Origin of the sequence: Pseudomonas sp. S3E17, from assembly GCF_024168685.1 — a bacterium.
Taxonomy (GTDB): Bacteria; Pseudomonadota; Gammaproteobacteria; order Pseudomonadales; family Pseudomonadaceae; genus Aquipseudomonas; species Aquipseudomonas marginalis.
The window spans coordinates 3,450,547-3,475,980 of sequence record NZ_JALJWE010000001.1; the positions used below are offsets into that span (position 1 = coordinate 3,450,547).

The following is a 25,434-nucleotide window of genomic DNA, read 5'->3' on the forward strand; positions in this document are numbered from 1 at the left end:
TTCAAGCAACCGACAACGGCCTACCATGCGTACCAGTCAATATTTGCTCGCCACACAGAAAGAAACGCCTTCCGATGCGGTCGTGATCAGCCACCAGCTGATGCTGCGCGCCGGCATGATTCGCAAACTGGCCTCGGGCCTGTACACCTGGCTGCCCATGGGCTTGAAGGTGATGCGCAAGGTCGAAGCCATCGTTCGCGAAGAAATGAACGCTGCCGGCTCTCTCGAAGTGTTGATGCCGAGCACGCAACCGGCCGAGCTGTGGCAGGAATCCGGACGCTGGGAAGAGTACGGCCCTGAGTTGCTGCGCTTCAAGGACCGTCATGGCCGCGACTTCTGCGCCGGCCCGACCCATGAAGAAGTGATCACCGACCTGATGCGCAACGAGTTGAGCAGCTATAAACAGTTGCCTCTGAACCTGTATCAGATCCAGACCAAATTCCGCGATGAAATCCGCCCACGCTTCGGTTTGATGCGCGGCCGCGAATTCATCATGAAGGACGCCTATTCGTTTCACGCCGACCAGGCATCGCTGCAGGTCACCTATGACCGCATGCACCAGGCCTACTGCAACGTGTTCACACGCCTGGGCCTGAAGTTCCGGGCAGTTGAAGCGGACAATGGCTCCATCGGCGGTGCCGGCTCCCACGAATTCCACGTGTTGGCCGAGTCCGGCGAAGACGATATCGCGTTCAGCAACGGTTCCGACTACGCGGCGAACATCGAGAAAGCCGAAGCCGTGCCACGGGAAACCTCCCGTCCAGCCCCGACTGAAGAACTGCGCCTGGTGGATACGCCAGAAACCAAGACCATCGCGGCCCTGGTGGAGAAATTCAATCTGCCGATTGAAAAGACCATCAAGACCCTGATCGTGCATGCCGAAGAAGAAGGCAAGCTGATCGCCCTGGTGATCCGTGGCGACCACGAACTCAACGAAATCAAGGCCGCCCAGCAACCTGGCGTGGCCAGCCCGCTGGTCATGGCCAGCGATGCCGAACTGCGCGACGCCATCGGCGCCGGTGCCGGTTCCCTCGGCCCGCTGAACCTGCCGCTGCCGATCATCATCGACCGTTCGGTCGAGCTGATGAGCGACTTCGGTATCGGCGCGAACATCGACGACAAGCACTACTTCGGTGTGAACTGGGAGCGTGACCTGCCGGTGCCGACCGTGGCCGACCTGCGCAACGTCGTTGCTGGCGACCCAAGCCCGGACGGCAAGGGCACCCTGGAAATCAAGCGCGGCATCGAAGTCGGGCACATCTTCCAGCTGGGCAACAAGTACAGCAAGGCGATGAAGTGCGAAGTGCTGGGCGAGAACGGCAAGCCGATCACCCTCGACATGGGCTGCTACGGCATTGGCGTTTCCCGTGTGGTTGCCGCTGCCATCGAGCAGAACAACGACGAGAAAGGCATTATCTGGAGTGACGCCCTCGCGCCTTTCCAGGTGGCCCTGGTACCGCTGCGTTACGAAACCGAGCAAGTACGCGAAGCCACCGACAAGCTGTATGCCGAACTCACGGCCGCTGGTTTTGAAGTGCTGCTGGATGACCGCGACAAGAAAACCAGCCCGGGCATCAAGTTCGCCGACATGGAGCTGATTGGCATCCCGCACCGGATCGTGGTCAGTGACCGCGGCCTGGCCGATGGCAATCTGGAATACAAGAGCCGGACCGAAGCCGAAGCCCAACCGTTGCCGGTGGCTGACGTGCTGTCTTTCCTCCAGGCGCGTATTCGTCGCTGAAAACCAGATCAAGAGACGTCATGTTCAAGCGAAACACCAGAGCCCTGGGGGGCGCCGCCTTATGCGGCGCCCTGCTGGTCAGCGGCTGCGCCAATCAGATGTCGCAACGCAGTGAGCACGAGGAGCGGGTCGAGCGTAAGTTGCTCGACCACAGCCTGCAGATCGATGTAGGCGAACCCAAAGTGCTGGAACTGCCGCAACGCCGGGTTCGTATTCACGAGCAAAAGACCTTTGAGGTCACCGAATTCGAAGTCACCCGTCGTTACGACCGCTACACGCCTTACCAACCCTGGCGCAAACTCTATGAGATGCCCCTGGGTGCAGTGGCTTTGGTCGCGGGTGCGGGCGCCAACGTGGCGAACATCTTCGCCCTCGGCAACCTGCCGACCAGCATGACCCACGACTGGCTGACCTACGGCGTGGACGGTCTCAACCCGTTCATGAACGTGCAATCCCATGGGCGCGCGCAACAGAACCTGGCGGGTATCGATGAAGTCCAGCGCGACAAACGCGTGGAGTATTCGAGCCTGCCCTGGAGCGAACGCCCGGTCCAGGTCACCGCCGGCAAACAGACCCATGAGCTGACCACCGACCGCAACGGCGTGCTGCGCCTGAACCTGTTGGACAGCCCGTTTGCCGAGCAGGACCTGAACCGCGTCACGGCCTTGAAGATCAGCGTGGAAGATGGCCAGGACGACGTGCACTCGGACTCGACCCTGGCGATCAGCAGCACCCTGCGCGGCAAGTTGCTGGAAGCCCACGGCCTGATCTACGACGACCTGGAAGACGATGAAGTCAGCCAGTGGGTGCACCGGGTCAAGCGCCTGTCGGAGCTGGGCCTGGAGGAAGAAGCCAGCGAACTGGAACAAAGCCTGATCGAACTGACCCGCAATGATCCCGAGTTGCAGCAGGAATTCCTGCAGGCGTTGACCAAGGATGCGGGGCGGTTGGTGGCGGATCCCGGAGCACGCTGAGGCTTCGAAAACGCTACAGGTCCAAATGTGGGAGGGGGCTCCCTCCCACATTTGTTTCCGGTTTCTACCAGGAGAACTCTAACTGTTCGTTCCCGCCACTCAGGTCCAGCAACCGCACCCCAATCCCCAACAACCGCACCGGTTTCCCGCCGCGATTGAACGCCTGGGTCATCAACTGTTGATAACTCTCCAGATCCCGCGCCGCGCCCGCCTGTTCCAGCGTCGTCTGGGTAAAGTCATGAAACTTCACCTTAACGAACGGCTTGCCCGCCTTGTAGCTGCTGTCGATACGCGCCATACGCCCGGCCAGGGTTTCCATCAACTCTGGAAGTTTCGCCAGGCAGCTTGAGAGATCCGGCAAATCCACATCGTAGGTATTTTCCACACTGATGGACTGCCGCCGGCTGTCGTTCTGCACCACACGTTCATCTATCCCACGGGCCAGGCTCCACAAGCGCTCGCCAAAGCTGCCGAACTCACGCACCAGCGCCAGCTTGTTCCATTCGCGCAATTGCAGGCAGTCTTCGATGCCCAGGCGCGCCAGCTTGTCTGCCGTCACCTTGCCCACGCCGTGCAACTTGCTTACCCGCAGTTGGGAGACAAAGTCCTCGACCTGATCCGGGGTAATGACAAACAGGCCATTGGGCTTTTTCCAATCGCTGGCGATCTTGGCCAAAAACTTGTTCGGTGCCACGCCGGCGGACACGGTGATGTGCAACTGGTTGGAGACCCGGCGCCGAATGTCCTGGGCGATGCGCGTGGCGCTGCCGCCAAAGTGCGGGCTGTCGGAGACATCCAGGTAGGCCTCGTCCAGCGACAGGGGCTCGATCAGGTCGGTGTAGTCGCGGAAGATCGTCTGGATTTCCTTCGACGCTTCCTTATAGGCATCCATGCGCGGCTTGACGATGGTCAGGTCCGGGCAGAGCTTCAGGGCATGGCGCGACGACATGGCTGAACGCACCCCATACGCCCGCGCTTCGTAATTGCATGTAGCGATCACGCCCCTTCGATCTGCCGATCCACCTACTGCCAGGGGCTTTTGCGCCAGGCTCGGGTCATCGCGCATCTCAATGGCGGCGTAGAAGCAATCACAGTCGACGTGGATGATTTTGCGCTGCGTCATAAATAGAAAGGGGTGTAATCCAACGGATGGGCAGTATCGCATCCACCCCTGTATATAGCACCAGTAGTTTGAATCTTCCGTCTGAGCGGTAGGAAATTTCCCAGATGAATTTATTTTCTCAATCGAAATTAGCGCCCCAATAGAGCTGAAACCCTTGGCCCTTCTGGCCCGAACCCCTCAAACGGCTCTGCATGGAGAGCTAACCGATTGAACCACAAGCGCTTTTCTTCGATTCACCGGTTGACACACTGGTGATCCTCTGTAGAATGCCGACACACAGACGCGGGATGGAGCAGTCTGGTAGCTCGTCGGGCTCATAACCCGAAGGTCGTCGGTTCAAATCCGGCTCCCGCAACCAAACATCAAAAAAGGCTACTCGAAAGAGTGGCCTTTTTTGTTTTAGCGAGCGGGCTTGCCCCGCGCCGGGCCGCGAAGCAGCCCCACACAAGATAGTGTGCACTTCACCACGGACTGCTCCGCAGCCCGGCGCGGGACAAGCCCGCTCACTACAAAAAGCGTTTTCAATCGCGAACTTAGGTTGCATCTCAGCTATTTCACACTTATTTGACCCATCGGCTCATTAACGGTTGACACCTCGCCATCTGGCTGTAGAATGCCGCCCACAGACGCGGGATGGAGCAGTCTGGTAGCTCGTCGGGCTCATAACCCGAAGGTCGTCGGTTCAAATCCGGCTCCCGCAACCAAACATCAAAAAAGGCTACTCGAAAGAGTGGCCTTTTTTGTATCCGATGAAAAAGTTCTTCTGAAACAATGGCATGGCATCTTTCATGAAACCGTACACGGTTTGTAGAGTCCATCTCATTGCACGCTATGCTTACGCCTCTACGACCAATGGCCGCAGTCGCCGCCCCCGGTGATCCGCGTTAATATTTGTAATTATTTTGTCCATAGGGATTGGTAACTTGGCTGGATACCTCCATCCTGTCGCGCACAATCCACGAGGTGATTGATGCGCGCCAACTCGTCTGAACCACAAGACACCGTCACAGCAGAACAACCTATCGCCCCCACCCGCTTGCGCTGGCTGGATCTGTTGAGCAAATACCGGCAACCCATCGGGCTGGCCGTGACCTTGTTGCTGTTCGCAATCGCCCTGATCGCCTGTCGGCACCTGCTATTGGAGCTGGACCTCTACGCCCTCCACGACTCGATCCTGGAAGTGCCCAAACCCGCGTTGCTCGGTGCGTTCGCCGCCGCCGTCGCGGGGTTCGTCATTCTGCTGGGCTATGAGTTTTCCGGCGCACGCTATGCCGGGGTGAACCTGCCGGCCAAGACCTTGGCCCTTGGCGGCTTTACTGCCTTTGCGATCGGCAATGCCATTGGCCTGTCGATGCTCTCGGGCGGCTCGGTACGCTACCGTTTATATGCACGCCATGGCATCGGGGCTTCGGAAGTCGCCCACATGACCGTGTTCGCCAGCCTGGCACTGGGCTGCGCCCTGCCCCCGCTGGCTGCATTGGCCACGCTGAGCAACTTGCCGGCAGCGTCGACCTACCTGCATTTGCCACAAACGGTGCTCGGCGGCGTTGCCGGCGCAGTGCTGTTGCTGTCGGCCATGTTGTGCATCGGCATCTACCGCCGCCGCCTGCCGGAACAACCCTACCCGGACAACCTGCTGGTAAAAGCCGGGCGTCGGACCCTGCGTCTGCCCGGTCGCCGCCTGACATTCCTGCAACTGATCATCACCGCACTGGACGTTGCCGCTGCCGCCACCGTCCTTTATCTGCTGCTGCCGGAAGCACCGCCTTTCGGCCCGTTCCTGCTCGTGTACCTGCTGGCGCTGGCCGCTGGTGTGCTCAGCCATGTGCCAGGGGGCGTGGGCGTATTTGAAGCCATCCTGCTCGCCGCATTCGCCGACAAGCTCGGTGCCGCGCCATTGGCTGCGGCCCTGCTGCTGTACCGCATGATCTACGTGGTCCTGCCGCTGCTGATCGCCTGCGTATTCCTGCTGGTCAACGAAGCGCAGCGTCTGTTCCAGACTCAGCAAAGCCTGCGGGTAGCCTCGGGTTTGGCAGCGCCGGTGCTGGCCGTACTGGTTTTTTTGTCCGGCGTGGTCCTGCTGTTTTCCGGCGCCACGCCAGAAATCGACTCACGCCTGGAAAACATCGGTTTCCTGATCCCCCACCGCCTGATTGACGCCTCGCACTTCGGTGCCAGCCTGATCGGCGTGCTGTGCCTGTTGCTGGCCCAGGGCCTGCGTCGACGCCTATCGGCTGCGTGGATGCTGACCATGGTGCTGCTGCTGGTGGGCGCCCTGCTCTCGCTGCTCAAGGGCTTCGATTGGGAAGAAGCCAGCCTGATGACCATGACGGCGATACTGCTGGCGATCTTCCGCCGCTCGTTCTATCGCGCCAGCCGCCTGACCGAGCTGCCTTTCTCACCGCTGTACCTGGTGGCCAGCGTCTGTGTGCTGGGGGCTTCTATCTGGCTGCTGCTGTTCGCGTATCAAGATGTACCGTACAGCCATCAACTGTGGTGGCAGTTCACCCTCGATGCCAACGCCCCGCGCGGCCTGCGTTCGCTGCTGGGCGCCGCCGTGCTGCTGGTCATCGTCTCGTTGACCTGGCTGCTGCGCACCGCACGCCCGGTGATCCACCTGCCGACACCCGAGGAGCTGGAACGCGCCAGCAAGATCCTGATGGCATCGTCGCAACCCGACGGCGGCCTGGCGCTGACCGGCGACAAAGCATTGCTGTTCCATCCGAATGACGAAGCGTTCCTGATGTATGCCCGTCGCGGCCGCAGCCTGGTGGCCTTGTATGACCCGATCGGTCCGACCCAGCCCCGTGCCGAAATGATCTGGCAGTTCCGCGACCTGTGCGACATTCATCATGCGCGCCCGGTGTTCTATCAGGTACGCGCCGAGAACCTGCCCTATTACATGGACATCGGCCTCACCGCGATCAAGCTGGGCGAGGAAGCCCGCGTCGACCTGAAACGCTTTGACCTGGAAGCCAAGGGCAAAGAGATGAAGGACCTGCGCTACACCTGGAACCGCGGCACCCGGGATGGCCTGTCCCTGGAGATCTTTGAACCCGGCACGGCACCGATGGATGAATTAAAAGTCATCTCGGACGCCTGGCTTACCGGTAAGAATGTGCGGGAAAAAGGCTTTTCCCTCGGACGCTTCAGCGACGACTACCTCAAGCACTTTCGTATCGCGATCATTCGCTTCGAAGGCCGCCCGGTGGCCTTCGCCAACCTGCTCGAGACCTACAACCACGACCTGGCCAGCCTCGACCTGATGCGCGCCCACCCGGATGCGCCCAAGCTGACCATGGAATTCATGATGGTCGGCCTGATTCAACACTATAAGAGTCATGGCTACGCCCGCTTCAGCCTCGGCATGGTGCCGTTGTCGGGCCTGCAACCGCGACGCGGCGCGCCACTGACCCAGCGCCTGGGCTCGATGGTGTTCCGTCGCGGCGAGCAACTGTATAACTTCCAAGGCTTGCGCCGCTTCAAAGACAAGTTCCAGCCTGACTGGGAACCCCGTTACATGGCTGTGCCCGCGGGACTTGACCCGCTGGTGGCACTGGCCGATACCGCCGCCCTGATCGCGGGCGGCTTGACTGGATTGGTGAAACGCTGATGATTCGACGCTCCTGGCGGTATGTATTGGCCTTTGTAGTGCTGCTCGCCCTGGTCCTGGGTGGCGGCTTTTGGTTCTGGAACCGCCCTGCCCCGCAGCCGACCCTGGAGCAACTGCCCCAGGCCGACGGCTCGGTGATGACCCGCGTGACCCCGGCCGGCACCCCGAAAGCCCGCGTCGCGGTGGCGGTGATGGCTGACGAAACCCTGACCGATAGCCAGCTGATTACCCTGAGCCAGGGCGGCAAGGCGCAGATCGTCCAGGTGATCCTGCCAAAGGATGACTGCAAGCTGCAGGAACAAGCGCTGCAAAGCGCCCTGGGCCAGCTCAAGGGCCCCGCGACCCTGGTCAGCGGCATCGGCCCTGGCGCCGCCCTCGCCTGGCGCTGGCTGGCCACTCAGAGCGACGACAAGGCCAACGCCATCTCCGTCGGCTTCACATTGGTACAGGAAGGGTGCAAGGACCCACTGCCGAAAACCGCCGCGCATGGTAATTGGCTGGTGGCCTGGAACGACAACCCTGACGATGAAAGCGCCAGTTTCGTACGTGACACCCCGCGTGCCACCACCAGCATCAGCGACTACGACATTCACTATCCGCAAGTGCTGAACAACGAACTGCGCAAGCAACTGGTGGGTTCGGACAACGGCGGCCTGGCGATTCCCGTGGTGGAAGTGCCGGCTGGCCAGGCCAAGGACACCGTGACGCTGTTCCTTTCCGGTGATGGCGGCTGGCGTGACCTCGACCGCGACGTGGCCGGCGAAATGGCCAAGATCGGCTACCCGGTGGTCGGCATCGACACCCTGCGCTACTACTGGCAGCACAAGACCCCGGAACAAAGCGCTAAAGACCTCACCGAACTGATGCAGCACTACCGGCAGAAGTGGGGCACCAAGCGCTTCGTGCTGACCGGTTACTCCTTCGGCGCGGACGTCCTGCCGGCGATCTACAACCGCCTGCCGGAAAACGAGCAGCAGCGTGTGGACGTCATCATCCTGCTGGCCTTCGCCCGCACCGGCAGCTTTGAAATCGAAGTGGAAGGCTGGCTGGGCAACGCCGGCAAAGAAGCCGCGACCGGCCCGGAAATGGCCAAGCTGCCGGCTGACAAGGTGGTGTGCATCTACGGTGCCGAAGAAGTCGACGAGAGTGGCTGCACCGACAAGACCGCCGTGGGCGAGGCGGTGAAACTGCCGGGCGGGCATCACTTCGATGAGAACTACCCGGCACTGGCCAAGCGGTTGGTGGATATCATCGTGAAGCACCAGGCCAAAACCGAATAAACCCGAGCCTTACACAAATCAAACTGTGGGAGGGGGCTTGCCCCCGATAGCTGAGCATCAGTCAACAATGCTGTGACTGACCCAACGCTATCGGGAGCAAGCCCCCTCCCACAGTTTTTTGCGGCGTGGGTAAGATCTAGCGCGGTTCGATGTGGGCAATCATCAGTTGCACGGTTTCATTGCCACGAAACTCGTTCACATCCAGCTTGTAGGCCAACTCCACCCAACGTACGGTCGGGTTCGGCCAGACTTCCCGGTCGACGCCGAAGGCAATGCCATCGAGCTTCACCGACCCGCATTCGCTCTTGAGCACCACTTTCAGGTGCCGCTCCCCCACCACCCGCTGCTCGACCAGCTGGAACACGCCATGGAACAACGGCTCGGGAAAGTGCTGGCCCCACGGCCCGGCGTGGCGCAGTGCGCGCGCCAGTTCCAGGTGAAACTCTTCCACCGCCAGGGTGCCGTCGGACAGCAGGCGCCCGGTGAGGTCTTCTTCACGCAGCTGCCGACGCACTTCGGCGTCAAAGGCCTCGGCAAACAGTGGGAAATTTTCCTCGGGCAAGGTCAACCCCGCCGCCATGGCGTGGCCGCCATATTTGCTGATCAGGTTGGGATGCTGGCTCGCAACCACCGCCAGGGCATCGCGGATGTGAAAGCCTTGCACAGAGCGCCCTGAGCCCTTGAGCAGGCCATCGCCGGCATCGGCGAAGGCAATGGTGGGGCGGAAATAGCGCTCCTTCATGCGCGACGCAAGAATGCCGATCACACCTTGGTGCCAGTCCGGATCAAACAGGCACAAGCCGTAGGGCATTGAGTCCACCGGCAAGTCCTTGAGCTGAGCCAGGGCCTCGCGCTGCATGCCCTGCTCGATGGATTTGCGGTCCTGGTTCATGCCGTCCAGTTGCGCAGCCATTTCCCGTGCGGCGGCGAAATCCGTGGTGAGCAGGCATTCGATGCCCAGGCTCATATCGTCCAGGCGCCCGGCGGCGTTCAAGCGTGGCCCGAGGATAAAGCCGAGGTCGGTGGAGGTGATGCGCGCCGCATCCCGCTTGGCCACTTCGAGGATCGCCTTGATCCCCGGCCGTGCGCGACCGGCACGAATACGCTCCAGGCCCTGATGCACGAGGATGCGGTTATTGGCGTCCAGGGGCACCACGTCGGCGACGCTGCCCAGGGCGACCAGGTCGAGCAGCTCGCCGATGTTGGGTTGAGGCTTGTTTTCATACCAGCCCAAACTGCGCAAACGCGCGCGCAGGGCCATCAGTACATAGAAGATCACGCCCACGCCGGCCAGGGCCTTACTCGGGAACTCACAGCCCGGCTGGTTCGGGTTGACGATGGCATCCGCCGCCGGCAGCTCATCACCAGGCAAGTGGTGATCGGTCACCAATACCTGCAACCCCGCCGCTTTCGCCGCCGCCACGCCTTCGACACTGGAGATGCCATTGTCCACGGTGATCAGCAACTGCGGCTCGCGCTGCAGGGCCACCGCGACGATTTCCGGGGTCAGGCCATAGCCGTATTCGAAGCGGTTGGGCACCAGGTAATCGACATGGGCCGCACCGAGCAAACGCAGGCCCAGGGTGCCTACGGTGCTGGCGGTGGCACCATCGGCGTCGAAGTCACCGACGATGAGGATCCGCTGGCGCTGCTCCAATGCCGTCACCAGCAAGTCCACCGCCGCGTCGATGCCCTTGAGCTGCTGATAGGGAATCAACCGCGCCAGGCTCTTGTCCAGCTCGGCCTCGGACTGCACGCCACGTGCGGCGTAGAGACGGGTCAACAGCGGTGGCAATTCCCCCAGGAAGGGCAGGACGGCGGGCAACGGGCGGGGATCGATACGCATGGGTGACGGGAGCTTCTCTTGAATACAACGGTTAAACGACAACTCTGAAGGGAACACAGATCAAATGTGGGAGGGGGCTTGCCCCCGATAGCGGTGCATCAGCCAGCTTATATATAGCTGACACACCGCAATCGGGGGCAAGCCCCCTCCCACATTTTCAACCGCGTTCGCCGACCAGCCATTGCAGTTGCACTTCGTGCTGGCCACGGTCGTCGGTGACGAAGATCGTGCCTTCACTGATCATCACGTCCCACTTGATCACGCGGGGCATGTCCTTGGCCAGAACCTCCAGAATCTCCTGGGGCACTGCTGCGATGTGGACATTCTTCAGGGTGTTCGCCACCGGCACCACTTTGCCCTCCCAAACACGCAAGCTGCCGTATGCCAGCAGGCTGGTGCGCTCAGTGCGACGCGAGCACCAGGTCAGGCGGTCGGCATCCGGCTGGCCGACTTCGATCCAATGCAAAACCCGATCATCCAGGCTTTTTTCCCACAGGGCTGGCTCGTCTACATCTGACAGGCCACGGCCGAACGCCAACTGTTCGTTGTAAAAAAGGGCGTAGGCCAGCAGACGCACGGTCATGCGCTCTTCAGTTTCCGAGGGGTGGCGAGCGATGGTCTGCTTGACGCTCTCGTACACCGAACGGTCGAGGTCGGTGAGGTTGAGTTCGAATTTGTAGGTCGTGGACGGCTGGGCCATGAACGGGCTTCTAGAGACAGGGAAAGACGGCCAGTCTAACCGATGGCGAGGTCATTCAACGAATCCTGCGCTGCATCATCCTTATCTCTGGGTTGCTCGCCTATGTTAAAAGGCTTCACATCACCGTTCCGCGTAGACAAGGATCCCCATGTCGTTTAATGCCAAACCGCTTGCCGGCCTGAAAGTCATCGAACTCGGCACTCTGATCGCCGGCCCCTTCGCCTCACGCATTTGTGCTGAATTCGGCGCCGAGGTGGTCAAGGTCGAATCCCCGGACGGCGGCGACCCGTTGCGCAAATGGCGCAAGCTGTACGAAGGCACCTCGTTGTGGTGGTTTGTGCAGGCGCGCAACAAAAAGTCCCTGACGTTGAACCTCAAGCACCCGGACGGGCTGGCGATTCTCAAGCAACTGCTGGCAGACGCCGACATCCTGATCGAAAACTTCCGCCCCGGCGTACTGGAGAAGCTTGGCCTGAGCTGGGAAACCCTGCATGGGCTGAACCCGAAACTGGTGATGGTGCGCCTATCGGGTTTTGGCCAGACCGGGCCGATGAAAGACCAGCCCGGGTTTGGCGCAGTGGGCGAGTCCATGGGCGGGCTGCGTTATATCACCGGTTTCGAAGATCGCCCGCCGGTGCGCACCGGAATCTCCATTGGCGACTCCATCGCCGCGCTGTGGGCGGTCATCGGTGCCTTGATGGCGCTGCGTCATCGCGAGGTCAACGGCGGTGTGGGCCAGGTGGTGGATGTGGCGCTGTATGAAGCCATCTTCGCCATGATGGAAAGCATGATCCCCGAGTTCGACGTATTCGGGTTTATTCGCGAGCGCACCGGCAACATCATGCCCGGCATCACGCCATCGTCGATCCACACCAGCGCGGACGGCAAGCACGTACAGATCGGTGCCAACGGCGATGCCATCTTCAAACGTTTCATGAGTGCCATCGGCCGTGACGACCTGGCGAACGATCCACAACTGGCCAGCAATGACGGGCGCGACAGCCGTCGCGATGAACTCTATGGCGTGATTGATCGCTGGGTGAACTCGCTGCCGCTGGAGCAGGTGGTGGAGCAACTCAACAAGGCTGAAGTGCCCGCCAGCCGTATCTACAGCGCCGAGGACATGCTGGGCGACCCGCAATTCCTCGCGCGCGAGATGTTCCTCGAGGCCCGGCTTCCCGGCGGCAAGGACTTCAAGATGCCGGGCATCGTGCCCAAGCTGTCGGACACACCGGGCAGTTGCGAATGGGTGGGGCCGCAACTGGGTGAACACAACGGCGTGGTGCTGGGCGAGTTGGGATACGACGCCGCCGCCATTGTCCGCCTGCGTGAGCAAGGCGCCATCTGATGCCCCACGGTTGCAGGCACTGGTTCAGTGCGCTGTCCCTGGCCGTCATGCTGGCCGGCGGCTGGCCCGTGCCGGCGAGTGCCGAGGGTACGTTGATCTGGTTGCTGCGCGACTTGCCGCCGCTGACCATCTTCGAAGGGCCAGGCAAAGGCCAGGGCGCCCTGGACCAGTTGCTGCCGATACTGATCGAGCACTTGCCGGAATATCGCCACCAGGTAATGCACGTCAATCGCGCGCGCGGCATGCAGATGCTGCGCGAGCCCACGCTCACCTGCGATCCATCCTTGCTGTGGACGGCCGAGCGGGCCAGGTACATCGTATTTTCCAGGCAGGCGTTTGTGGTCGCCAGTAATGGCGTCACGATCCGACGCAGCCAGCAGGGCGCCCTGGCGGCGTTTATCGCAGACGGCCAGTTTGACCTGCAGGCCTTCTTCGACGCCCATGAGGCAAGGGTCGGCGCGATCGCGGAACGCAGCTACGGCGCGGTTATCGATGAGCGACTGAAACAGGCCGACACACACAAACTGGCACTGCACTACGGCAACGATGCCCTTGGCAGCTTGCTGCAGATGCAGCGCCTGGGCCGGCTGGAGGCGGTGCTGGGCTATTGGCCGGAAATCCGCTACCACGCGATGCAACAGGGGATCGCCGCCGAAGACCTCAGCTTCTACCCCATCAAGGGCACAGCACCTTACCAGCGCACGCATATCGGCTGCTCGGATACACCTGAGGGGCGCGAGGCCATGGAACGGATCAACCAGGTTCTGCTCAGCCTCCCGCTGGAACACGTACAGCAGTCCTACGCCGCCTGGCTGGACCCTGCCATGCGTGAACACTACCTGCGAGACAACCCGAGCTTTTTCCAGGACTCGCCAGCGCCGTGACAAATCTCAGGCAAAAAGAAACCCCGAAGAGTGGGGAGACACTTCGGGGTTAAACGTGGCCTACAAAGACCAGTACAACAAGGCACAAACACCGGAGCACAATGTTTGCTCTTGCTGTTACAAAATCTGACCGGCCATGACGTGGGAAGTTTCCATCTATAAACAATTCTTCATGCAACGGCAGCGCTGCGGGTCTGGGCGGCGTTGCGCAAGGCCGCGATGACCGAGGGTTCCAGGCGTCCTTCAGCGATCTTGAGGTCACGCAGCAGGCAATCCACCACATCCACCAATAGGCGCTTATCGAGCAATTGCGCCCGGTCGACTTCACGCTCGACCATGATCGCACCGGCGGGGTTCTTCACGGTTACCAGGCACTCTTCCTGCACACCTGCGGTGGTCAACGTCACCTGATAAGGGCTCAGTGCTTCTTCGAGCAATAGGCTGATACTTTCCATCTCGATCACCACTCAATAGTTCGCAAACATTCTTGTAAACGGGAGCTGCATCTATCCTAAGTGACTGGTTGTGACGTAGGAAAGTTCGCTTTTTCGTTTATGCGGGGTTGTCGGGGGATGACGTTTCCAGCATGCGCTTGCAACATGACAGGTAAAAAACGGCGGCACATAAATGCTTACGCAATGGGCGGCTGTTTTGGGCATCTCCGGCCGCGCAGGCCATGGGTGAATCCTATACTCGATGAGCGCTGATCACAGTGCCACGTGGGTAAAGCGTATGCCAAAGGCCCTTATTGCGAAGGAGGAATGCGATGGTGGAAAACGATGAGCGACTGGCGACGATGGAGAGAATGCATGCCGATGTAAGGCGCATCTACGCAGAAATATCACGCATGCAGGCTGAGCAAGACAAGCTCAAATCGGAATCCCTGAAAATAAACTGTGAAACTTTCTGGTACCCCATGGGCGTAGCAATGGCCGTGGTCGCAACGATTGCTTCGATTACTGGAGTAGCGATTAAGTTGCTCTTGTAACCGGCACGCCGTCGGGCCTGCCAGAAACAAAAAACGCCGCTGACCCAAGGAAGGGAAAGCGGCGTTTTTATCTGGGTGACCTGCCTTACAAAGGCTTGCCACGATTGCCATGCTGGCTGACAAACGCCTGCATCGCCTTCAAGTCATTCGGCAGCACCGTGCAACGCTCTTCACGCTCGAACAGGTCGGTCAGGTGCACCGGCAGCTCCAGCGCCTTGCCGACACCCGCCTTCTCCACCGCTTCCGGGAATTTCACTGGATGGGCGGTGCCGAGGATCACCATCGGGATATCCAGGCTGCGACGGCATTCGCGGGCGGCCTTGACCCCAATGGCGGTGTGCGGGTCGAGCAACTCGCCGGTCTGGGCGTAGACCTCGGCGATGGTTTCGCAGGTCTGCGCGTCGTCCACGGCCAGGGAGTCGAACAGCTTGCGGGTTTCGGTCCAGCGCTCTTCATCAACGCTGAAACCGCCGCCGCTCTTGAAGGTGTCCATCAAGCCGGCAATGGCTGCGCCGTTGCGACCGTGCATGTCGAACAGCAGGCGTTCGAAGTTCGACGACACCATGATGTCCATGGACGGCGACAGGGTGGCGTGCAGGGTTTCCTTGACGTACTGGTTGCCGCTCATGAAGCGGTGCAGGATGTCATTGCGGTTGGTGGCGACGATCAACTGGTTGATCGGCAGGCCCATGTTACGGGCCAGGTAGCCGGCGAAGATGTCGCCGAAATTGCCGGTCGGCACCGAGAACGACACCGAGCGCGCCGGGCCACCCAACTGCAGCGAGGCGTGGAAGTAGTAGACGATCTGGGCCATGATCCGCGCCCAGTTGATCGAGTTCACCGCCACCAGGCGTGTGCCTTTGAGGAAGCCCTGGTCGGCGAAGCTGTTCTTGACCATTTCCTGGCAGTCATCGAAGTTGCCTTCGATGGCGATGTTATGGATGTTCTCGCCGAAGATGGTGGTCATCTGGCGGCGCTGTACTTCCGAGACACGCTTGTGCGGGTGCAGGATGAAGATGTCGACGTTTTCGCAGTGCTTGCAGCCTTCGATGGCGGCCGAACCGGTATCACCCGAGGTGGCGCCGATGATCACCACGCGCTCGCCGCGCTTCTCCAGCACGTAGTCCAGCAGACGACCCAGCAGTTGCAGGGCGAAGTCCTTGAACGCCAGGGTCGGGCCATGGAACAGCTCGAGCACCCATTCGTTGCCGTTGAGCTGGCGCAGAGGCGCGATGGCGCTGTGGGAAAACACGCCGTAGGTCTCTTCCAGAATCTTTTTGAAATCCGCATCGGGGATGCTGCCGGTGACGAATGGGCGCATCACCCGGAACGCCAGCTCGTGGTACGGCAGGCCGGCCCACGAAGCGATTTCTTCCTGGGTAAAGCGTGGCAGGTTTTCCGGCACGTACAGGCCGCCGTCAGTGGCAAGGCCTGCCAGCAAGACGTCTTCGAAATTCAGGGCCGGTGCCTGGCCGCGGGTGCTGATGTAACGCATGACTGGCTCCTCTAAAACATTCTCGAACAGAGGCCGCCGCACACACGGGGCCTCTGGAACAGATTGGTTAGTTCAGGTGTTCGACCCGAATCCGCACCACCGGGCCCACGACGCCTTGCAAGGCTTCCAGCGCGGTGATGGCATCGTTGATGTGCTGCTCGAGCACCCGGTGGGTCAGCAGGATCATCGGCACCTGGCCGTTCTGCTCCTCGACTTCCTTCTGCATGATCGACTCGATGTTGATACCGCGCTCCGACAGGATGCTGGCGACCTGGGCCAACACGCCCGGGTGATCCTTGGCCTGGATGCGCAGGTAGTAGGCGCTTTCGCAGGCCTCGATCGGCAGGATCGGGTGGGCCGACAGCGAATCCGGCTGGAAGGCCAGGTGCGGCACGCGGTTTTCCGGGTCGCTGGTCATGGCGCGAACCACGTCCACCAGGTCGGCGATCACCGACGAAGCGGTCGGCTCCATGCCGGCACCGGCGCCGTAGAACAGGGTGGACCCGGCAGCGTCACCGTTGACCATCACGGCGTTCATCACGCCATTGACGTTGGCGATCAGGCGGTCGGCCGGGATCAGCGTCGGGTGCACACGCAACTCGATACCCGCCGGAGTGCTGCGCGCGACACCGAGGTGCTTGATGCGGTAGCCCAGGGCTTCGGCGTAGTTCACGTCGGCAGTGGTCAGCCGGGTGATGCCTTCGGTGTAGGCCTTGTCGAACTGCAGCGGGATACCAAAGGCGATGGACGCCAGGATGGTCAGCTTGTGCGCCGCGTCGATGCCTTCCACGTCGAATGTCGGGTCGGCTTCGGCATACCCCAGGGCCTGGGCTTCGGCCAGTACGTCTTCGAAGGTACGGCCCTTCTCGCGCATTTCGGTGAGGATGAAGTTACCGGTGCCGTTGATGATGCCGGCCACCCAGTTGATGCGGTTGGCGGACAGGCCTTCACGGATCGCCTTGATCACCGGGATACCGCCGGCAACCGCGGCCTCGAACGCCACGATCACGCCCTTCTCGCGGGCCTTGGCGAAGATCTCGTTGCCGTGTACAGCGATCAGCGCCTTGTTGGCGGTGACCACGTGCTTGCCGTTTTCGATCGCCTTGAGCACCAGCTCGCGAGCCACGGTGTAACCGCCCACCAGCTCGATGACGATATCGATTTCAGGGTTGGTGGCCACGGCGAAGACATCGTTGGTAATCGCAATACCGGTCGTTTGGAACTGAGGCTTTGGCGAACGCGTGGCAATTTGCGCCACTTCAATCCCACGCCCTGCACGGCGGGAAATTTCTTCAGCATTACGCTGAAGTACGTTGAAGGTGCCGCCACCGACGGTCCCTAACCCACAGATGCCTACTTTGACCGGTTTCACTGAAGAACTCCCCATGAAACGGCCGACGCTAGGTCGGCCGTGAAAAACAGCCGCACAACTGCGGCTTTCAATTAATGACCCGTCGACTTATCCACAGGCCATGATCGCCAAAGGTTCGACGATGCTGGTTTATTTGGCACCCAGCGCCAGTTTGGCAACTTGTGGTGCCGGCTGGTAGCCCGGAATCACCTGGCCGTCAGCCAAAACGATGGCCGGTGTACCGTTGACGCCGATGGACTGGCCCAGGGCAAATTGCTTCGACACCGGGTTGGCGCACTTGGCGGCCTTGATTTCCTTGCCATCGACCATCTTGTCCATGGCCGCTTTCTTGTCGGCCGAGCACCATACGGCCTGCAACTGCTCGTCGCCTGGCGAACCCAGGCCCTGGCGCGGGAACGCTACGTAGCGGACTTCCACACCCAGCTTGTTCAGCGCAGGCACTTCGGCATGCAACTTATGGCAGTACGGGCACGTGGTGTCGGTAAACACGGTGATATGGGTCTTGGTCTCGCCGATGGCCGGGTAAACCACGGTTTCAGCCACCGGGATGCCGTTGATCAGCTTGGACACGCCCAGGCGCTCGGCTTTTTCGGTCAGGTTGACCGGCTTGCCGTCCGTGAGCTGGAACAGGTAGCCCTGGACGATGTACTGACCGTCTGCACTGGCGTACAGCACGCGGCTGCCCTTGAGCTTGACTTCATACAGGCCGGCCATCGGGCTGGCGCTGATGCTTTCGATCGGGGTATCGAGTTGCAGGTTGGCCAGGCTCTTGCGGATGGTCTGCTCGGCCGCGTCATCGGCGACGGCAAAGGTGGAAACCAACGCAATGGCTGCGGCGGCAATAATCTGGGTCAAGCGCATGGAAACTCCTGAAGGCAGATGCAGGGACGGGTGCAGGTACGCCAATACGGAAACACGGGTGCGGGCCGTCCCCTTTGCTAACCGGCAAAGCCTACCACAGTTGGGCCGCAGGGCAGCCCGTGGCGGCATAAATTGGCGCTTTTCAGCCTCGCGGGTGGTGCTTGGCATGCATATCCTGCAAGCGCGCACGCGCCACATGGGTGTAGATCTGGGTGGTGGATAAGTCGCTGTGCCCGAGCAGCATTTGCACCACGCGCAAATCCGCACCGTGGTTGAGCAAATGGGTGGCGAATGCATGGCGCAAGGTGTGGGGCGACAGGCTCTTGCCGATCCCCGCGACCTTGGCCTGGTGTTTGATGCGATGCCAGAACGTCTGGCGGGTCATCTGTTCGCCACGCTGGCTGGGAAACAGCACATCGCTGGGCCGCCCACCAAGCAGCTCGCTACGGGCATCGCGCATGTAGCGCTCGACCCACACAATCGCTTCCTCCCCCATCGGCACCAGCCGCTCCTTGCTGCCCTTGCCCATTACCCGCAGCACACCCTGGCGCAGATTGACTTGCTCCAGGGTCAGGCTGATCAGCTCCGTGACCCGCAGGCCACAGGCATACAACACTTCCAGCATGGCTCGGTCACGCTGGCCGATGGGTTCGCTGAGGTCGGGCGCAGCGAGCAAGGCATCGACGTCGGCTTCCGACAGGGATTTGGGTAAAGGCCTACCCAGTTGCGGCATATCGATTTGCAGGGTCGGATCGAGGGCGATCAGTTTTTCCCTGAGCAAATAACGATAAAACCCACGTACACCGGAGAGAAATCGTGCAGTGGAACGGGGCTTGTAATTCTGTTCCAGGCGCCAGGCCAGGTGATCGAGGATCAGCTCGCGGCCGGCATTGATCAGTTCCAGGTGTTTCTCCTGCAGCCAACCGTTGAACAGCGCCAGGTCGCTGCGGTAGGCCTGGCGGGTGTTATCTGACAGGCCTTTTTCCAGCCATAGGGCATCGAGGAAACGGTCGATCAGGGGATGGTCGATGGCAGGCATAGGGACTCGAACAGAAAAGTGGCGGAATCAGGTAGATCCTATCCCGGACCTCAAATCGCGGGCACAAAAAAGCAGCCCGTAGGCTGCTTTTTTCTGCATCGGGAAGCTGGACTTAAGCCAGTTTTTCCTTGATGCGAGCTGCTTTACCGGACAGGTCACGCAGGTAGTACAGCTTGGCTTTACGTACGTCACCGCGACGCTTGACGGCCATGCTGTCGATTTGCGGGCTGTAGGTCTGGAAAGTACGCTCTACGCCAACACCGTTGGAGATTTTACGAACAGTGAAAGCACTGTTCACACCACGGTTACGCTTGGCGATTACCACGCCTTCGAACGCTTGCAGACGCGAACGGTCGCCTTCCTTCACTTTCACCTGAACGACAATGGTGTCGCCCGGGGCAAAGGTAGGGATCTCTTTGGTCATCTGCTCTGCTTCGAGTGCAAGGATGATTTTGTTAGTCATGCTGTGCTCCTAAGGTAAGTCAATGGACCTACCATCGATACGTTGTTAACTATCGTCCCGCGCGAGGATGTATTCCTCGAGCAGCTTCTTCTCTTCTCCAGAAAGCGAGCGGCTTTCCAGAAGATCGGCGCGTCGTTCATAGGTCCGACCAAGGGACTGCTGTAAACGCCAACGCCGGATGTGTGCGTGATTGCCACTTAGCAATACGTCGGGAACACGCTGATCCGCATACACCTCCGGTCGGGTGTAGTGCGGGCAATCCAGCAAACCGTCCGTGAAGGAATCTTCCTCCGCGGAGTCCGCATGCCCTAAAGCTCCAGGCAGCAGTCGTGTAACCGCATCTATCAGGACCATCGCCGGCAGCTCGCCGCCAGACAGGACATAGTCCCCAATCGACCACTCTTCATCGACATGAGCTTCAATAAACCGCTCGTCAATGCCTTCATAGCGACCGGCAATCAGGATCAGTGCTTCCTCATTCGCCAGTTCGCGGACCCCAGCCTGCTTCAGCTGACGGCCTTGAGGGGACAGGTAAATTACCTTCGCCTTCTCCCCGGCGGCTGCCTTGGCCTGAACCAACGCATCTTCCAGGGGCTTGATCTTCATCACCATGCCCGGGCCACCGCCAAATGGGCGATCGTCCACAGTGTGATGTCGATCCGTCGTGTAGTCTCGCGGGTTCCAACAGGTGAGCTGCAACAGCCCCTGTTTCACCGCCCGACTGGTGATGCCGTACTCGCTGATGGCGGAAAACATCTCGGGAAACAAACTGATCACTTCAATGCGCAAATTAGCCACGCTTAGAAGTCCGCGTCCCATTCCACCTTCATCTCGCCCGCCGCCAGGTCGACAGCCAACACGCATTGCTCGGTATAGGGCAACAGGCGTTCGCGATCATCCAGGCTGCCAGCGCAAGGCTTGACCACCATTACATCATTGGCGCCGGTTTCCAGAAGATGATCGATTTTCCCGAACAATTGCCCGAGTTGATCAATAACCTTCAGACCTTCCAGCTGGTACCAGTAGTACTCGCCGTCGGTCAATTCAGGGAACAGGTTGCGCGGCACGCAGATCTCATAACCGGCCAGAAGACGAGCTTCTTCACGATCATCAAGACCCTTGAGCTTCGCGACCAGGAACTTATCGCTCCCGCGTCCACTGACCAGCTCGACCTGTTTCACACTACCTTCGCGCTTGAGCGTCCAGGTCTTGTACTGCAACAGGTTTTCAGTCGGATCAGTAAAGGAATACACCTTCACTTCGCCGCGAACGCCATGAACAGAATAAATCTTGCCGATAACGATCAAATCATCAGCAACAGTTGGCGTCGCGTTCATATTGCTCAGGCTGCGGCCTTAGCCGAGTCCTTCAACAACTTGGCAACACGCTCAGACGGTTGTGCACCAACGCTCAGCCAGTAGGCTACGCGCTCTTGGTTCACGGACAGGCGGACTTCTTGACCACGAGCGATCGGGTTGAAGAAACCTACTTGTTCCTTGTGAGAGCCGTCACGTGGGTTGCGGCTGTCAGTTACGGTCAAGTGGTAAAACGGGCGCTTTTTGGAGCCGCCAAGGGCAAGACGGATTGTTAGCATGTGAACATCGTTCCTGTAGTCGGTGCTGCAAATCTAAATGCACAGCGGGCATAGGTGCCCGAAAGGCCGCATATTCTAAGGAATATCCGGACTTTTGCAAATGTCTTTTTCTGGCGCCTATCAGCGTGCCATTCAGATCTGCTAGAGAGCCGTCGGTTAAAACGGCAGGTCAGCCCCCGCCAACGGCGGGTTTGCTGGAGATCCCACATCCCTGTGGGTCGGAGCAGGAGTGAACTCCCGCTCGAATACTTTACATTTTCGGCATGCCGCCGCCGGGCAACATACCGCCCATGCCGCGCATCATCTTGGCCATTCCGCCCTTGGCGGAGAATTTCTTCATCATCTTCTGCATCTGCTTGTGCTGCTTGATCAAGCGCCCGATGTCCTGCACCTGGGTGCCGGAACCCATGGCGATCCGACGCTTGCGCGAACCGCTGATCAGCTCAGGGTCGCGGCGCTCGGCCGGGGTCATGGAGTTGATGATGGCTTCCATCTGCTTGAATTGCTTCTCTGCCGCGCCCTGGGCATTGCCCATTTGCGCCAGGTTCACGCCGCCGATGTTCGGCAGCTTGTCCATCAGGCCGCCCAGGCCGCCCATGTTCTTCATTTGTTGCAGTTGGTCGCGGAAGTCTTCGAGGTCGAAGCCCTTGCCCTTCTTCAACTTTTTAGCAAGCTTATCGGCTTTGTCCTTGTCGAGCGTCGCTTCGGCCTGCTCGATCAGGCTGAGCACGTCACCCATGCCGAGGATACGCGAGGCGATACGCTCAGGATGGAACGGCTCGAGCGCTTCGCTCTTCTCGCCCATACCGATGAACTTGATCGGCTTGCCGGTGATGGCACGCACCGACAGCGCGGCACCGCCACGGGCGTCGCCGTCGACCTTGGTGAGGATCACGCCGGTCAGCGGCAGCGCGTCGCCGAAGGCCTTGGCGGTGTTGGCCGCATCCTGACCGGTCATGGCGTCGACCACGAACAGCGTCTCGACCGGGTTGATCGCGGCATGCAGCGCCTTGATCTCGCCCATCATCTCTTCATCGATGTGCAGGCGACCGGCGGTATCGACGATGACCACGTCGATGAACTTGAGCCTTGCTTCTTTAATAGCAGCGTTGGCGATGTCGACCGGCTTCTGGCTCAGGTCGGACGGGAAGAAGGTCACGCCCACTTCGCCCGCGAGCATTTCCAGCTGCTTGATGGCCGCCGGACGGTACACGTCGGCCGACACCACCATCACGGACTTCTTCTTGCGCTCTTTAAGGAAGCGCGCCAGCTTGCCGGCGGTGGTGGTCTTGCCCGCACCTTGCAGGCCGGCCATCAGCACCACGGCCGGTGGCACGGCACTGAGGTTCAGGTCTTCGTTGGCCGCGCCCATCAGGCTTTCGAGTTCGGCCTGGACGATCTTCACAAAGGCCTGGCCCGGGGTCAGGCTGCGGGACACTTCAGTGCCGACCGCGCGCTCCTTGACCGAGTTGACGAAGTCCTTGACCACAGGCAAGGCGACGTCGGCTTCCAGCAACGCCATGCGCACTTCGCGCAGGGTGTCTTTAATATTGTCCTCGGTCAGCTTGGCCTTGCCGGTTACATGGCGCAGCGTCTGCGAGAGACGGTCAGTCAGGTTTTCAAACATGCGCGATCCTTTCAGGCCCTATTCATCGAAATGCATTGGTAGACCGAGGTAATGGCGGCCCAGGCTGTGGTAAATCGCTATTAAACACAGCGCTCGGCGAGCCTGCGGCGTGGGCAGGTCGCGGATTATAGCGAAGACTGCGCCCATGCACACCCGCTGTCTGGCCCTGGAGTCTTTCGTGGAACGCAGGTGTATGCCAAACTCAGCGCCTTTCGGGCTTGCCTATCAGGATTTATGCTCCCCTTGTCACCCAGTTTGCTACCCAGCCTCGCCGCCGCCATCTTGTATGCCGCTGCGACCCTCTATCAGGGCTCTCGTCTGGCCAAAGGCGCCAAGGCGGACAAACGCCTGCTGGTCGGCCTGGGCGTCCTCGCCCTGCTGGCCCATGCCGCGAGCCTGTTCACCCACCTGATGACGCCGGTTGGCCTGGGCCTGGACTTCTTCAGCGCCGCCAGCCTGATCGCCGCGGCGGTGATTGCGCTGACGCTGATGGCCTGCTATCGGATTCCTGTCGAGAACCTGCTGGTCCTGCTCTTCCCATTGGGCGTGCTGACGGTGCTGCTCGCGCAGTTCGCCCCCACCGGCACGGTGCAGGTGATCGATGAAGAGCCAGGCATCCTCGCCCATATCCTGCTGTCGATCCTGGCCTACGGCATGTTCACCATCGCGGTGTTCCAGGCCTTGCTCCTGCTGTTGCAGGACCACCAGCTCAAGCACAAGCACCCTTCCGGACTGATCAAGAACTTCCCGCCGCTGCAAACCATGGAAAGCCTGCTGTTCGGTTTCCTGTGGGCCGGCTGGACGCTGCTGTCGCTGTCGCTGATTTCCGGTTGGCTGTTCGTCGAAAACCTGTTTGCCCAGCACCTGGTGCACAAGACCCTGCTGGCGTGCCTGGCCTGGGTAGTGTTCAGCGTATTGCTGTGGGGCCGTAACCGCCTTGGCTGGCGCGGGCACAAAGCGATTCGCTGGACCCTGGCCGGTTTCTGCCTGCTGATGCTGGCCTATTTCGGCAGCAAGCTGGTTCGCGAATACATCCTGCATATCTGACGGGCAGCCAAAATGGACAACTTGCCCCTGGGGCCGATGCTCGCGGTAATCGCCCTGCTGGTGTTATGGGCGGCGCTGTTTACCGCCATCGAAGCCGCACAACAACACCTACTGGCCCTGCGCCCCGGTACACGCCAGGGCGACAAGGCTGCCGCCCGCCTGAGCTTCCCGCGCCACAGCCTGATCCTGTGCAACAGCCTGTGCCGTGCGGCCGTGGTCATCCTCTGCACCCTGCTGGCGATTTATGCCTGGGCACAGAACGGCCCGTGGCTCGGCTGGCTGATCTCCTGCGCCGTCCTGCTGATCCTGGCCGACTACCTGCCCCGCGCCCTGGCAACCCGGCATCCGCACGCGGTGCTGGGCTTTGGCAACACATTGCTGGGCGTGCCGTTGAAAATCCTCTACCCCGCCGCCTGGCTGCTCAATGGGATCAGCCTGTTGCTGCTGCGCCCATTTGCCCGAAAGGCCGGCGTGGTGAAAAACAGCGACGAGCCACTGCCCGACCACGACGATGAACCGCAGCCCGAGGCCGACGACCGCCGCACCCCAGGCATGCCGGGCATCCACGCCCTGGACAACATCACCGTCAATGACATCCTGGTGCCCCGCAGCGAAGTGGACGGTATCAACCTGGATGACTCGATCGAAGAAATCATCGAGCAACTGCGCACCTCCCCGCGCACTCGCCTGCCGGTGTTCCACAGTGACATCAACCAGGTCGAAGCCGTACTGAACACCCGGCTGATCCAGCATCTGCTGCCGGACGCCAGCCTGACCAAGGAAGCCTTGCTCGCGGCCTCCTACGAACCCTACTTCGTCCCGGAAAGCACGCCCCTGCAACTGCAATTGCTGAACTTCCACAAGCAGCAGCGCCGCCTGGGCATGGTGGTGGATGAATACGGCGAAGTCCTGGGTATCGTCACCCTGGAAGATATTCTCGAAGAAATCGTCGGCGAATTCGAAAACGAGCAAAGTGCGGACAACCCGCATATCGAAGCGCAGCCCGATGGCCGCTATATCATCGACGGCGCCGCGTCGATCCGCGAATTGAACAAGAGCCTGGGCTGGCACCTGCCCAGCGATGGCCCCAAGACCCTCAACGGCCTGGTCACCGAGGCCCTGGAAACCATTCCGGATTGCGCGGTGTGCCTGAAGATCGGCCGCTACCGCCTGGAAATCCTCGAGACCGAGGACAACCGCGTCAGCAAGGTGCTGATCTGGCATACCAGCCACATGCCTGTGGCCGCATAGCTTTCTGATAATCCCGTGTGGGAAGGGGTAAGCCCCGCCCACATTTTGATTTGCGGCACGCCAGTCACTTGTTGTAATTCCAAACCCCTTCCTATAATCCCTGCGGCTTACCCAAGCCCCCGCCCGACCGCGTGCTACCCGCACTCAGCGTGTCCAGGCACCGCTTTACCATGTCCGACCGGTGTTCG

The 25,434-nt window shown here is 60.6% G+C and carries 22 protein-coding genes and 2 tRNA genes; 11 read left to right on the forward strand and 13 right to left on the reverse strand.

All coding sequences use genetic code 11. The features are described from left to right. Nucleotides 1-25 precede the first annotated feature (25 nt). Nucleotides 26-1,741 carry a proline--tRNA ligase gene (locus tag J3D60_RS15400; RefSeq protein WP_253491911.1) on the forward strand — a complete coding sequence of 572 codons (1,716 nt, stop codon included), beginning with the start codon at nucleotides 26-28 and terminating at the stop codon, nucleotides 1,739-1,741. Nucleotides 1,742-1,761: 20 nt separating this feature from the next. After that, the gene (locus J3D60_RS15405; RefSeq protein WP_253491913.1) at nucleotides 1,762-2,715 is read left to right on the forward strand and encodes a hypothetical protein; all 954 of its coding nucleotides are present in this window, start codon (nucleotides 1,762-1,764) and stop codon (nucleotides 2,713-2,715) included. Nucleotides 2,716-2,779: 64 nt separating this feature from the next. Here J3D60_RS15405 and dinB read toward each other — a convergent pair whose 3' ends face one another. Next, the gene (gene dinB / locus J3D60_RS15410; RefSeq protein WP_027605471.1) at nucleotides 2,780-3,838 is read right to left on the reverse strand and encodes a DNA polymerase IV; all 1,059 of its coding nucleotides are present in this window, start codon (nucleotides 3,836-3,838) and stop codon (nucleotides 2,780-2,782) included. 281 nt (nucleotides 3,839-4,119) lie between these two features. Here dinB and J3D60_RS15415 point away from each other — a divergent pair. The 4 genes from J3D60_RS15415 to J3D60_RS15430 all read left to right on the forward strand — a co-directional run bounded on the left by J3D60_RS15415 (nucleotide 4,120) and on the right by J3D60_RS15430 (nucleotide 8,731). Then, nucleotides 4,120-4,196 (forward strand) — tRNA-Met (locus J3D60_RS15415). Nucleotides 4,197-4,465: 269 nt separating this feature from the next. Further along, a tRNA-Met gene (locus J3D60_RS15420) sits at nucleotides 4,466-4,542 on the forward strand. 266 nt (nucleotides 4,543-4,808) lie between these two features. Continuing rightward, the gene (mprF, locus tag J3D60_RS15425; protein WP_065939213.1) at nucleotides 4,809-7,451 is read left to right on the forward strand and encodes a bifunctional lysylphosphatidylglycerol flippase/synthetase MprF; all 2,643 of its coding nucleotides are present in this window, start codon (nucleotides 4,809-4,811) and stop codon (nucleotides 7,449-7,451) included. Then, nucleotides 7,451-8,731, forward strand: a complete 1,281-nt coding sequence (locus J3D60_RS15430; protein ID WP_253491915.1) for a virulence factor family protein — start codon at nucleotides 7,451-7,453, stop codon at nucleotides 8,729-8,731. Before mprF ends, J3D60_RS15430 begins: the two co-directional genes overlap by 1 nt. Nucleotides 8,732-8,867: 136 nt before the next feature. On the opposite strand, the gene recJ is transcribed toward J3D60_RS15430, so the two are convergent. Further along, nucleotides 8,868-10,577, reverse strand: coding sequence for a single-stranded-DNA-specific exonuclease RecJ (recJ, locus tag J3D60_RS15435; protein WP_065924825.1), 1,710 nt, complete (start codon nucleotides 10,575-10,577; stop codon nucleotides 8,868-8,870). A gap of 157 nt (nucleotides 10,578-10,734) precedes the next feature. Continuing rightward, nucleotides 10,735-11,277: a YaeQ family protein gene (locus J3D60_RS15440; protein ID WP_027605467.1), complete on the reverse strand. Its 543-nt coding sequence runs from the start codon at nucleotides 11,275-11,277 to the stop codon at nucleotides 10,735-10,737. 148 nt (nucleotides 11,278-11,425) lie between these two features. On the opposite strand from J3D60_RS15440, the gene J3D60_RS15445 reads away from it, so the two are divergent. Together J3D60_RS15445 and J3D60_RS15450 are read left to right on the forward strand one after the other, a co-directional pair. Further along, nucleotides 11,426-12,625 carry a CaiB/BaiF CoA-transferase family protein gene (locus J3D60_RS15445; RefSeq protein ID WP_253491917.1) on the forward strand — a complete coding sequence of 400 codons (1,200 nt, stop codon included), beginning with the start codon at nucleotides 11,426-11,428 and terminating at the stop codon, nucleotides 12,623-12,625. A 47-nt stretch (nucleotides 12,626-12,672) separates the two neighbouring features. Further along, nucleotides 12,673-13,509, forward strand: a complete 837-nt coding sequence (locus tag J3D60_RS15450) for a TIGR02285 family protein (RefSeq protein WP_065939262.1) — start codon at nucleotides 12,673-12,675, stop codon at nucleotides 13,507-13,509. Between the two features lie 170 nt (nucleotides 13,510-13,679). Here J3D60_RS15450 and J3D60_RS15455 read toward each other — a convergent pair whose 3' ends face one another. Next, entirely contained in the window at nucleotides 13,680-13,964 is a 285-nt protein-coding gene (locus J3D60_RS15455; protein WP_065924827.1) for a DUF3509 domain-containing protein, read from the reverse strand. 311 nt (nucleotides 13,965-14,275) lie between these two features. Between J3D60_RS15455 and J3D60_RS15460 the strand changes: the two genes are divergently transcribed. Next, on the forward strand, nucleotides 14,276-14,497 hold the full coding sequence (locus tag J3D60_RS15460) for a hypothetical protein (protein WP_141155928.1): 222 nt from the start codon (nucleotides 14,276-14,278) through the stop codon (nucleotides 14,495-14,497). Nucleotides 14,498-14,582: 85 nt separating this feature from the next. On the opposite strand, the gene thrC is transcribed toward J3D60_RS15460, so the two are convergent. From thrC to ffh, 9 genes are all read right to left on the reverse strand, one after another. Next, nucleotides 14,583-15,992, reverse strand: a complete 1,410-nt coding sequence (gene thrC / locus J3D60_RS15465; RefSeq protein WP_027605462.1) for a threonine synthase — start codon at nucleotides 15,990-15,992, stop codon at nucleotides 14,583-14,585. A gap of 67 nt (nucleotides 15,993-16,059) precedes the next feature. Continuing rightward, nucleotides 16,060-17,364, reverse strand: a complete 1,305-nt coding sequence (locus J3D60_RS15470) for a homoserine dehydrogenase (RefSeq protein ID WP_065939217.1) — start codon at nucleotides 17,362-17,364, stop codon at nucleotides 16,060-16,062. Between the two features lie 129 nt (nucleotides 17,365-17,493). Continuing rightward, nucleotides 17,494-18,225 carry a thioredoxin fold domain-containing protein gene (locus J3D60_RS15475; protein ID WP_253491918.1) on the reverse strand — a complete coding sequence of 244 codons (732 nt, stop codon included), beginning with the start codon at nucleotides 18,223-18,225 and terminating at the stop codon, nucleotides 17,494-17,496. 142 nt (nucleotides 18,226-18,367) lie between these two features. Next, nucleotides 18,368-19,264 carry a site-specific tyrosine recombinase XerD gene (xerD, locus tag J3D60_RS15480; RefSeq protein WP_065939218.1) on the reverse strand — a complete coding sequence of 299 codons (897 nt, stop codon included), beginning with the start codon at nucleotides 19,262-19,264 and terminating at the stop codon, nucleotides 18,368-18,370. Nucleotides 19,265-19,376: 112 nt separating this feature from the next. Next, on the reverse strand, nucleotides 19,377-19,727 hold the full coding sequence (rplS, locus tag J3D60_RS15485) for a 50S ribosomal protein L19 (RefSeq protein WP_003175895.1): 351 nt from the start codon (nucleotides 19,725-19,727) through the stop codon (nucleotides 19,377-19,379). 45 nt (nucleotides 19,728-19,772) lie between these two features. Then, nucleotides 19,773-20,546, reverse strand: coding sequence for a tRNA (guanosine(37)-N1)-methyltransferase TrmD (trmD, locus tag J3D60_RS15490; RefSeq protein WP_016977714.1), 774 nt, complete (start codon nucleotides 20,544-20,546; stop codon nucleotides 19,773-19,775). Next, nucleotides 20,528-21,064: a ribosome maturation factor RimM gene (rimM, locus tag J3D60_RS15495; protein WP_027605457.1), complete on the reverse strand. Its 537-nt coding sequence runs from the start codon at nucleotides 21,062-21,064 to the stop codon at nucleotides 20,528-20,530. Before rimM ends, trmD begins: the two co-directional genes overlap by 19 nt. Before the next feature lie 5 nt (nucleotides 21,065-21,069). Then, nucleotides 21,070-21,321 carry a 30S ribosomal protein S16 gene (rpsP, locus tag J3D60_RS15500; protein ID WP_003238923.1) on the reverse strand — a complete coding sequence of 84 codons (252 nt, stop codon included), beginning with the start codon at nucleotides 21,319-21,321 and terminating at the stop codon, nucleotides 21,070-21,072. A 250-nt stretch (nucleotides 21,322-21,571) separates the two neighbouring features. Continuing rightward, nucleotides 21,572-22,948 (reverse strand): signal recognition particle protein, encoded by a 1,377-nt coding sequence (gene ffh, locus J3D60_RS15505; RefSeq protein ID WP_003175900.1) that lies wholly within the window; start codon nucleotides 22,946-22,948, stop codon nucleotides 21,572-21,574. Nucleotides 22,949-23,191: 243 nt separating this feature from the next. Between ffh and J3D60_RS15510 the strand changes: the two genes are divergently transcribed. Together J3D60_RS15510 and J3D60_RS15515 are read left to right on the forward strand one after the other, a co-directional pair. Then, nucleotides 23,192-23,995, forward strand: coding sequence for an inner membrane protein YpjD (locus tag J3D60_RS15510; protein ID WP_253491920.1), 804 nt, complete (start codon nucleotides 23,192-23,194; stop codon nucleotides 23,993-23,995). A gap of 12 nt (nucleotides 23,996-24,007) precedes the next feature. After that, entirely contained in the window at nucleotides 24,008-25,246 is a 1,239-nt protein-coding gene (locus tag J3D60_RS15515; RefSeq protein WP_253491922.1) for a transporter associated domain-containing protein, read from the forward strand. Nucleotides 25,247-25,434 lie beyond the last annotated feature (188 nt).

Bases quoted from the DNA above. Each gene is read 5' to 3' on its own strand.
- J3D60_RS15460 (WP_141155928.1), top strand. From the start codon at position 14,276: ATGGTGGAAAACGATGAGCGACTGGCGACGATGGAGAGAATGCATGCC.
- J3D60_RS15515 (WP_253491922.1), top strand. From the start codon at position 24,008: ATGGACAACTTGCCCCTGGGGCCGATGCTCGCGGTAATCGCCCTGCTG.
- rimM (WP_027605457.1), bottom strand. From the start codon at position 21,064: ATGAACGCGACGCCAACTGTTGCTGATGATTTGATCGTTATCGGCAAG.
- J3D60_RS15475 (WP_253491918.1), bottom strand. From the start codon at position 18,225: ATGCGCTTGACCCAGATTATTGCCGCCGCAGCCATTGCGTTGGTTTCC.
- J3D60_RS15455 (WP_065924827.1), bottom strand. From the start codon at position 13,964: ATGGAAAGTATCAGCCTATTGCTCGAAGAAGCACTGAGCCCTTATCAG.
- J3D60_RS15440 (WP_027605467.1), bottom strand. From the start codon at position 11,277: ATGGCCCAGCCGTCCACGACCTACAAATTCGAACTCAACCTCACCGAC.
- recJ (WP_065924825.1), bottom strand. From the start codon at position 10,577: ATGCGTATCGATCCCCGCCCGTTGCCCGCCGTCCTGCCCTTCCTGGGG.
- rpsP (WP_003238923.1), bottom strand. From the start codon at position 21,321: ATGCTAACAATCCGTCTTGCCCTTGGCGGCTCCAAAAAGCGCCCGTTT.
- mprF (WP_065939213.1), top strand. From the start codon at position 4,809: ATGCGCGCCAACTCGTCTGAACCACAAGACACCGTCACAGCAGAACAA.
- rplS (WP_003175895.1), bottom strand. From the start codon at position 19,727: ATGACTAACAAAATCATCCTTGCACTCGAAGCAGAGCAGATGACCAAA.
- J3D60_RS15430 (WP_253491915.1), top strand. From the start codon at position 7,451: ATGATTCGACGCTCCTGGCGGTATGTATTGGCCTTTGTAGTGCTGCTC.
- J3D60_RS15450 (WP_065939262.1), top strand. From the start codon at position 12,673: ATGCTGGCCGGCGGCTGGCCCGTGCCGGCGAGTGCCGAGGGTACGTTG.
- ffh (WP_003175900.1), bottom strand. From the start codon at position 22,948: ATGTTTGAAAACCTGACTGACCGTCTCTCGCAGACGCTGCGCCATGTA.
- J3D60_RS15405 (WP_253491913.1), top strand. From the start codon at position 1,762: ATGTTCAAGCGAAACACCAGAGCCCTGGGGGGCGCCGCCTTATGCGGC.
- J3D60_RS15400 (WP_253491911.1), top strand. From the start codon at position 26: ATGCGTACCAGTCAATATTTGCTCGCCACACAGAAAGAAACGCCTTCC.
- dinB (WP_027605471.1), bottom strand. From the start codon at position 3,838: ATGACGCAGCGCAAAATCATCCACGTCGACTGTGATTGCTTCTACGCC.
- trmD (WP_016977714.1), bottom strand. From the start codon at position 20,546: ATGGGACGCGGACTTCTAAGCGTGGCTAATTTGCGCATTGAAGTGATC.
- J3D60_RS15445 (WP_253491917.1), top strand. From the start codon at position 11,426: ATGTCGTTTAATGCCAAACCGCTTGCCGGCCTGAAAGTCATCGAACTC.
- thrC (WP_027605462.1), bottom strand. From the start codon at position 15,992: ATGCGTTACATCAGCACCCGCGGCCAGGCACCGGCCCTGAATTTCGAA.
- xerD (WP_065939218.1), bottom strand. From the start codon at position 19,264: ATGCCTGCCATCGACCATCCCCTGATCGACCGTTTCCTCGATGCCCTA.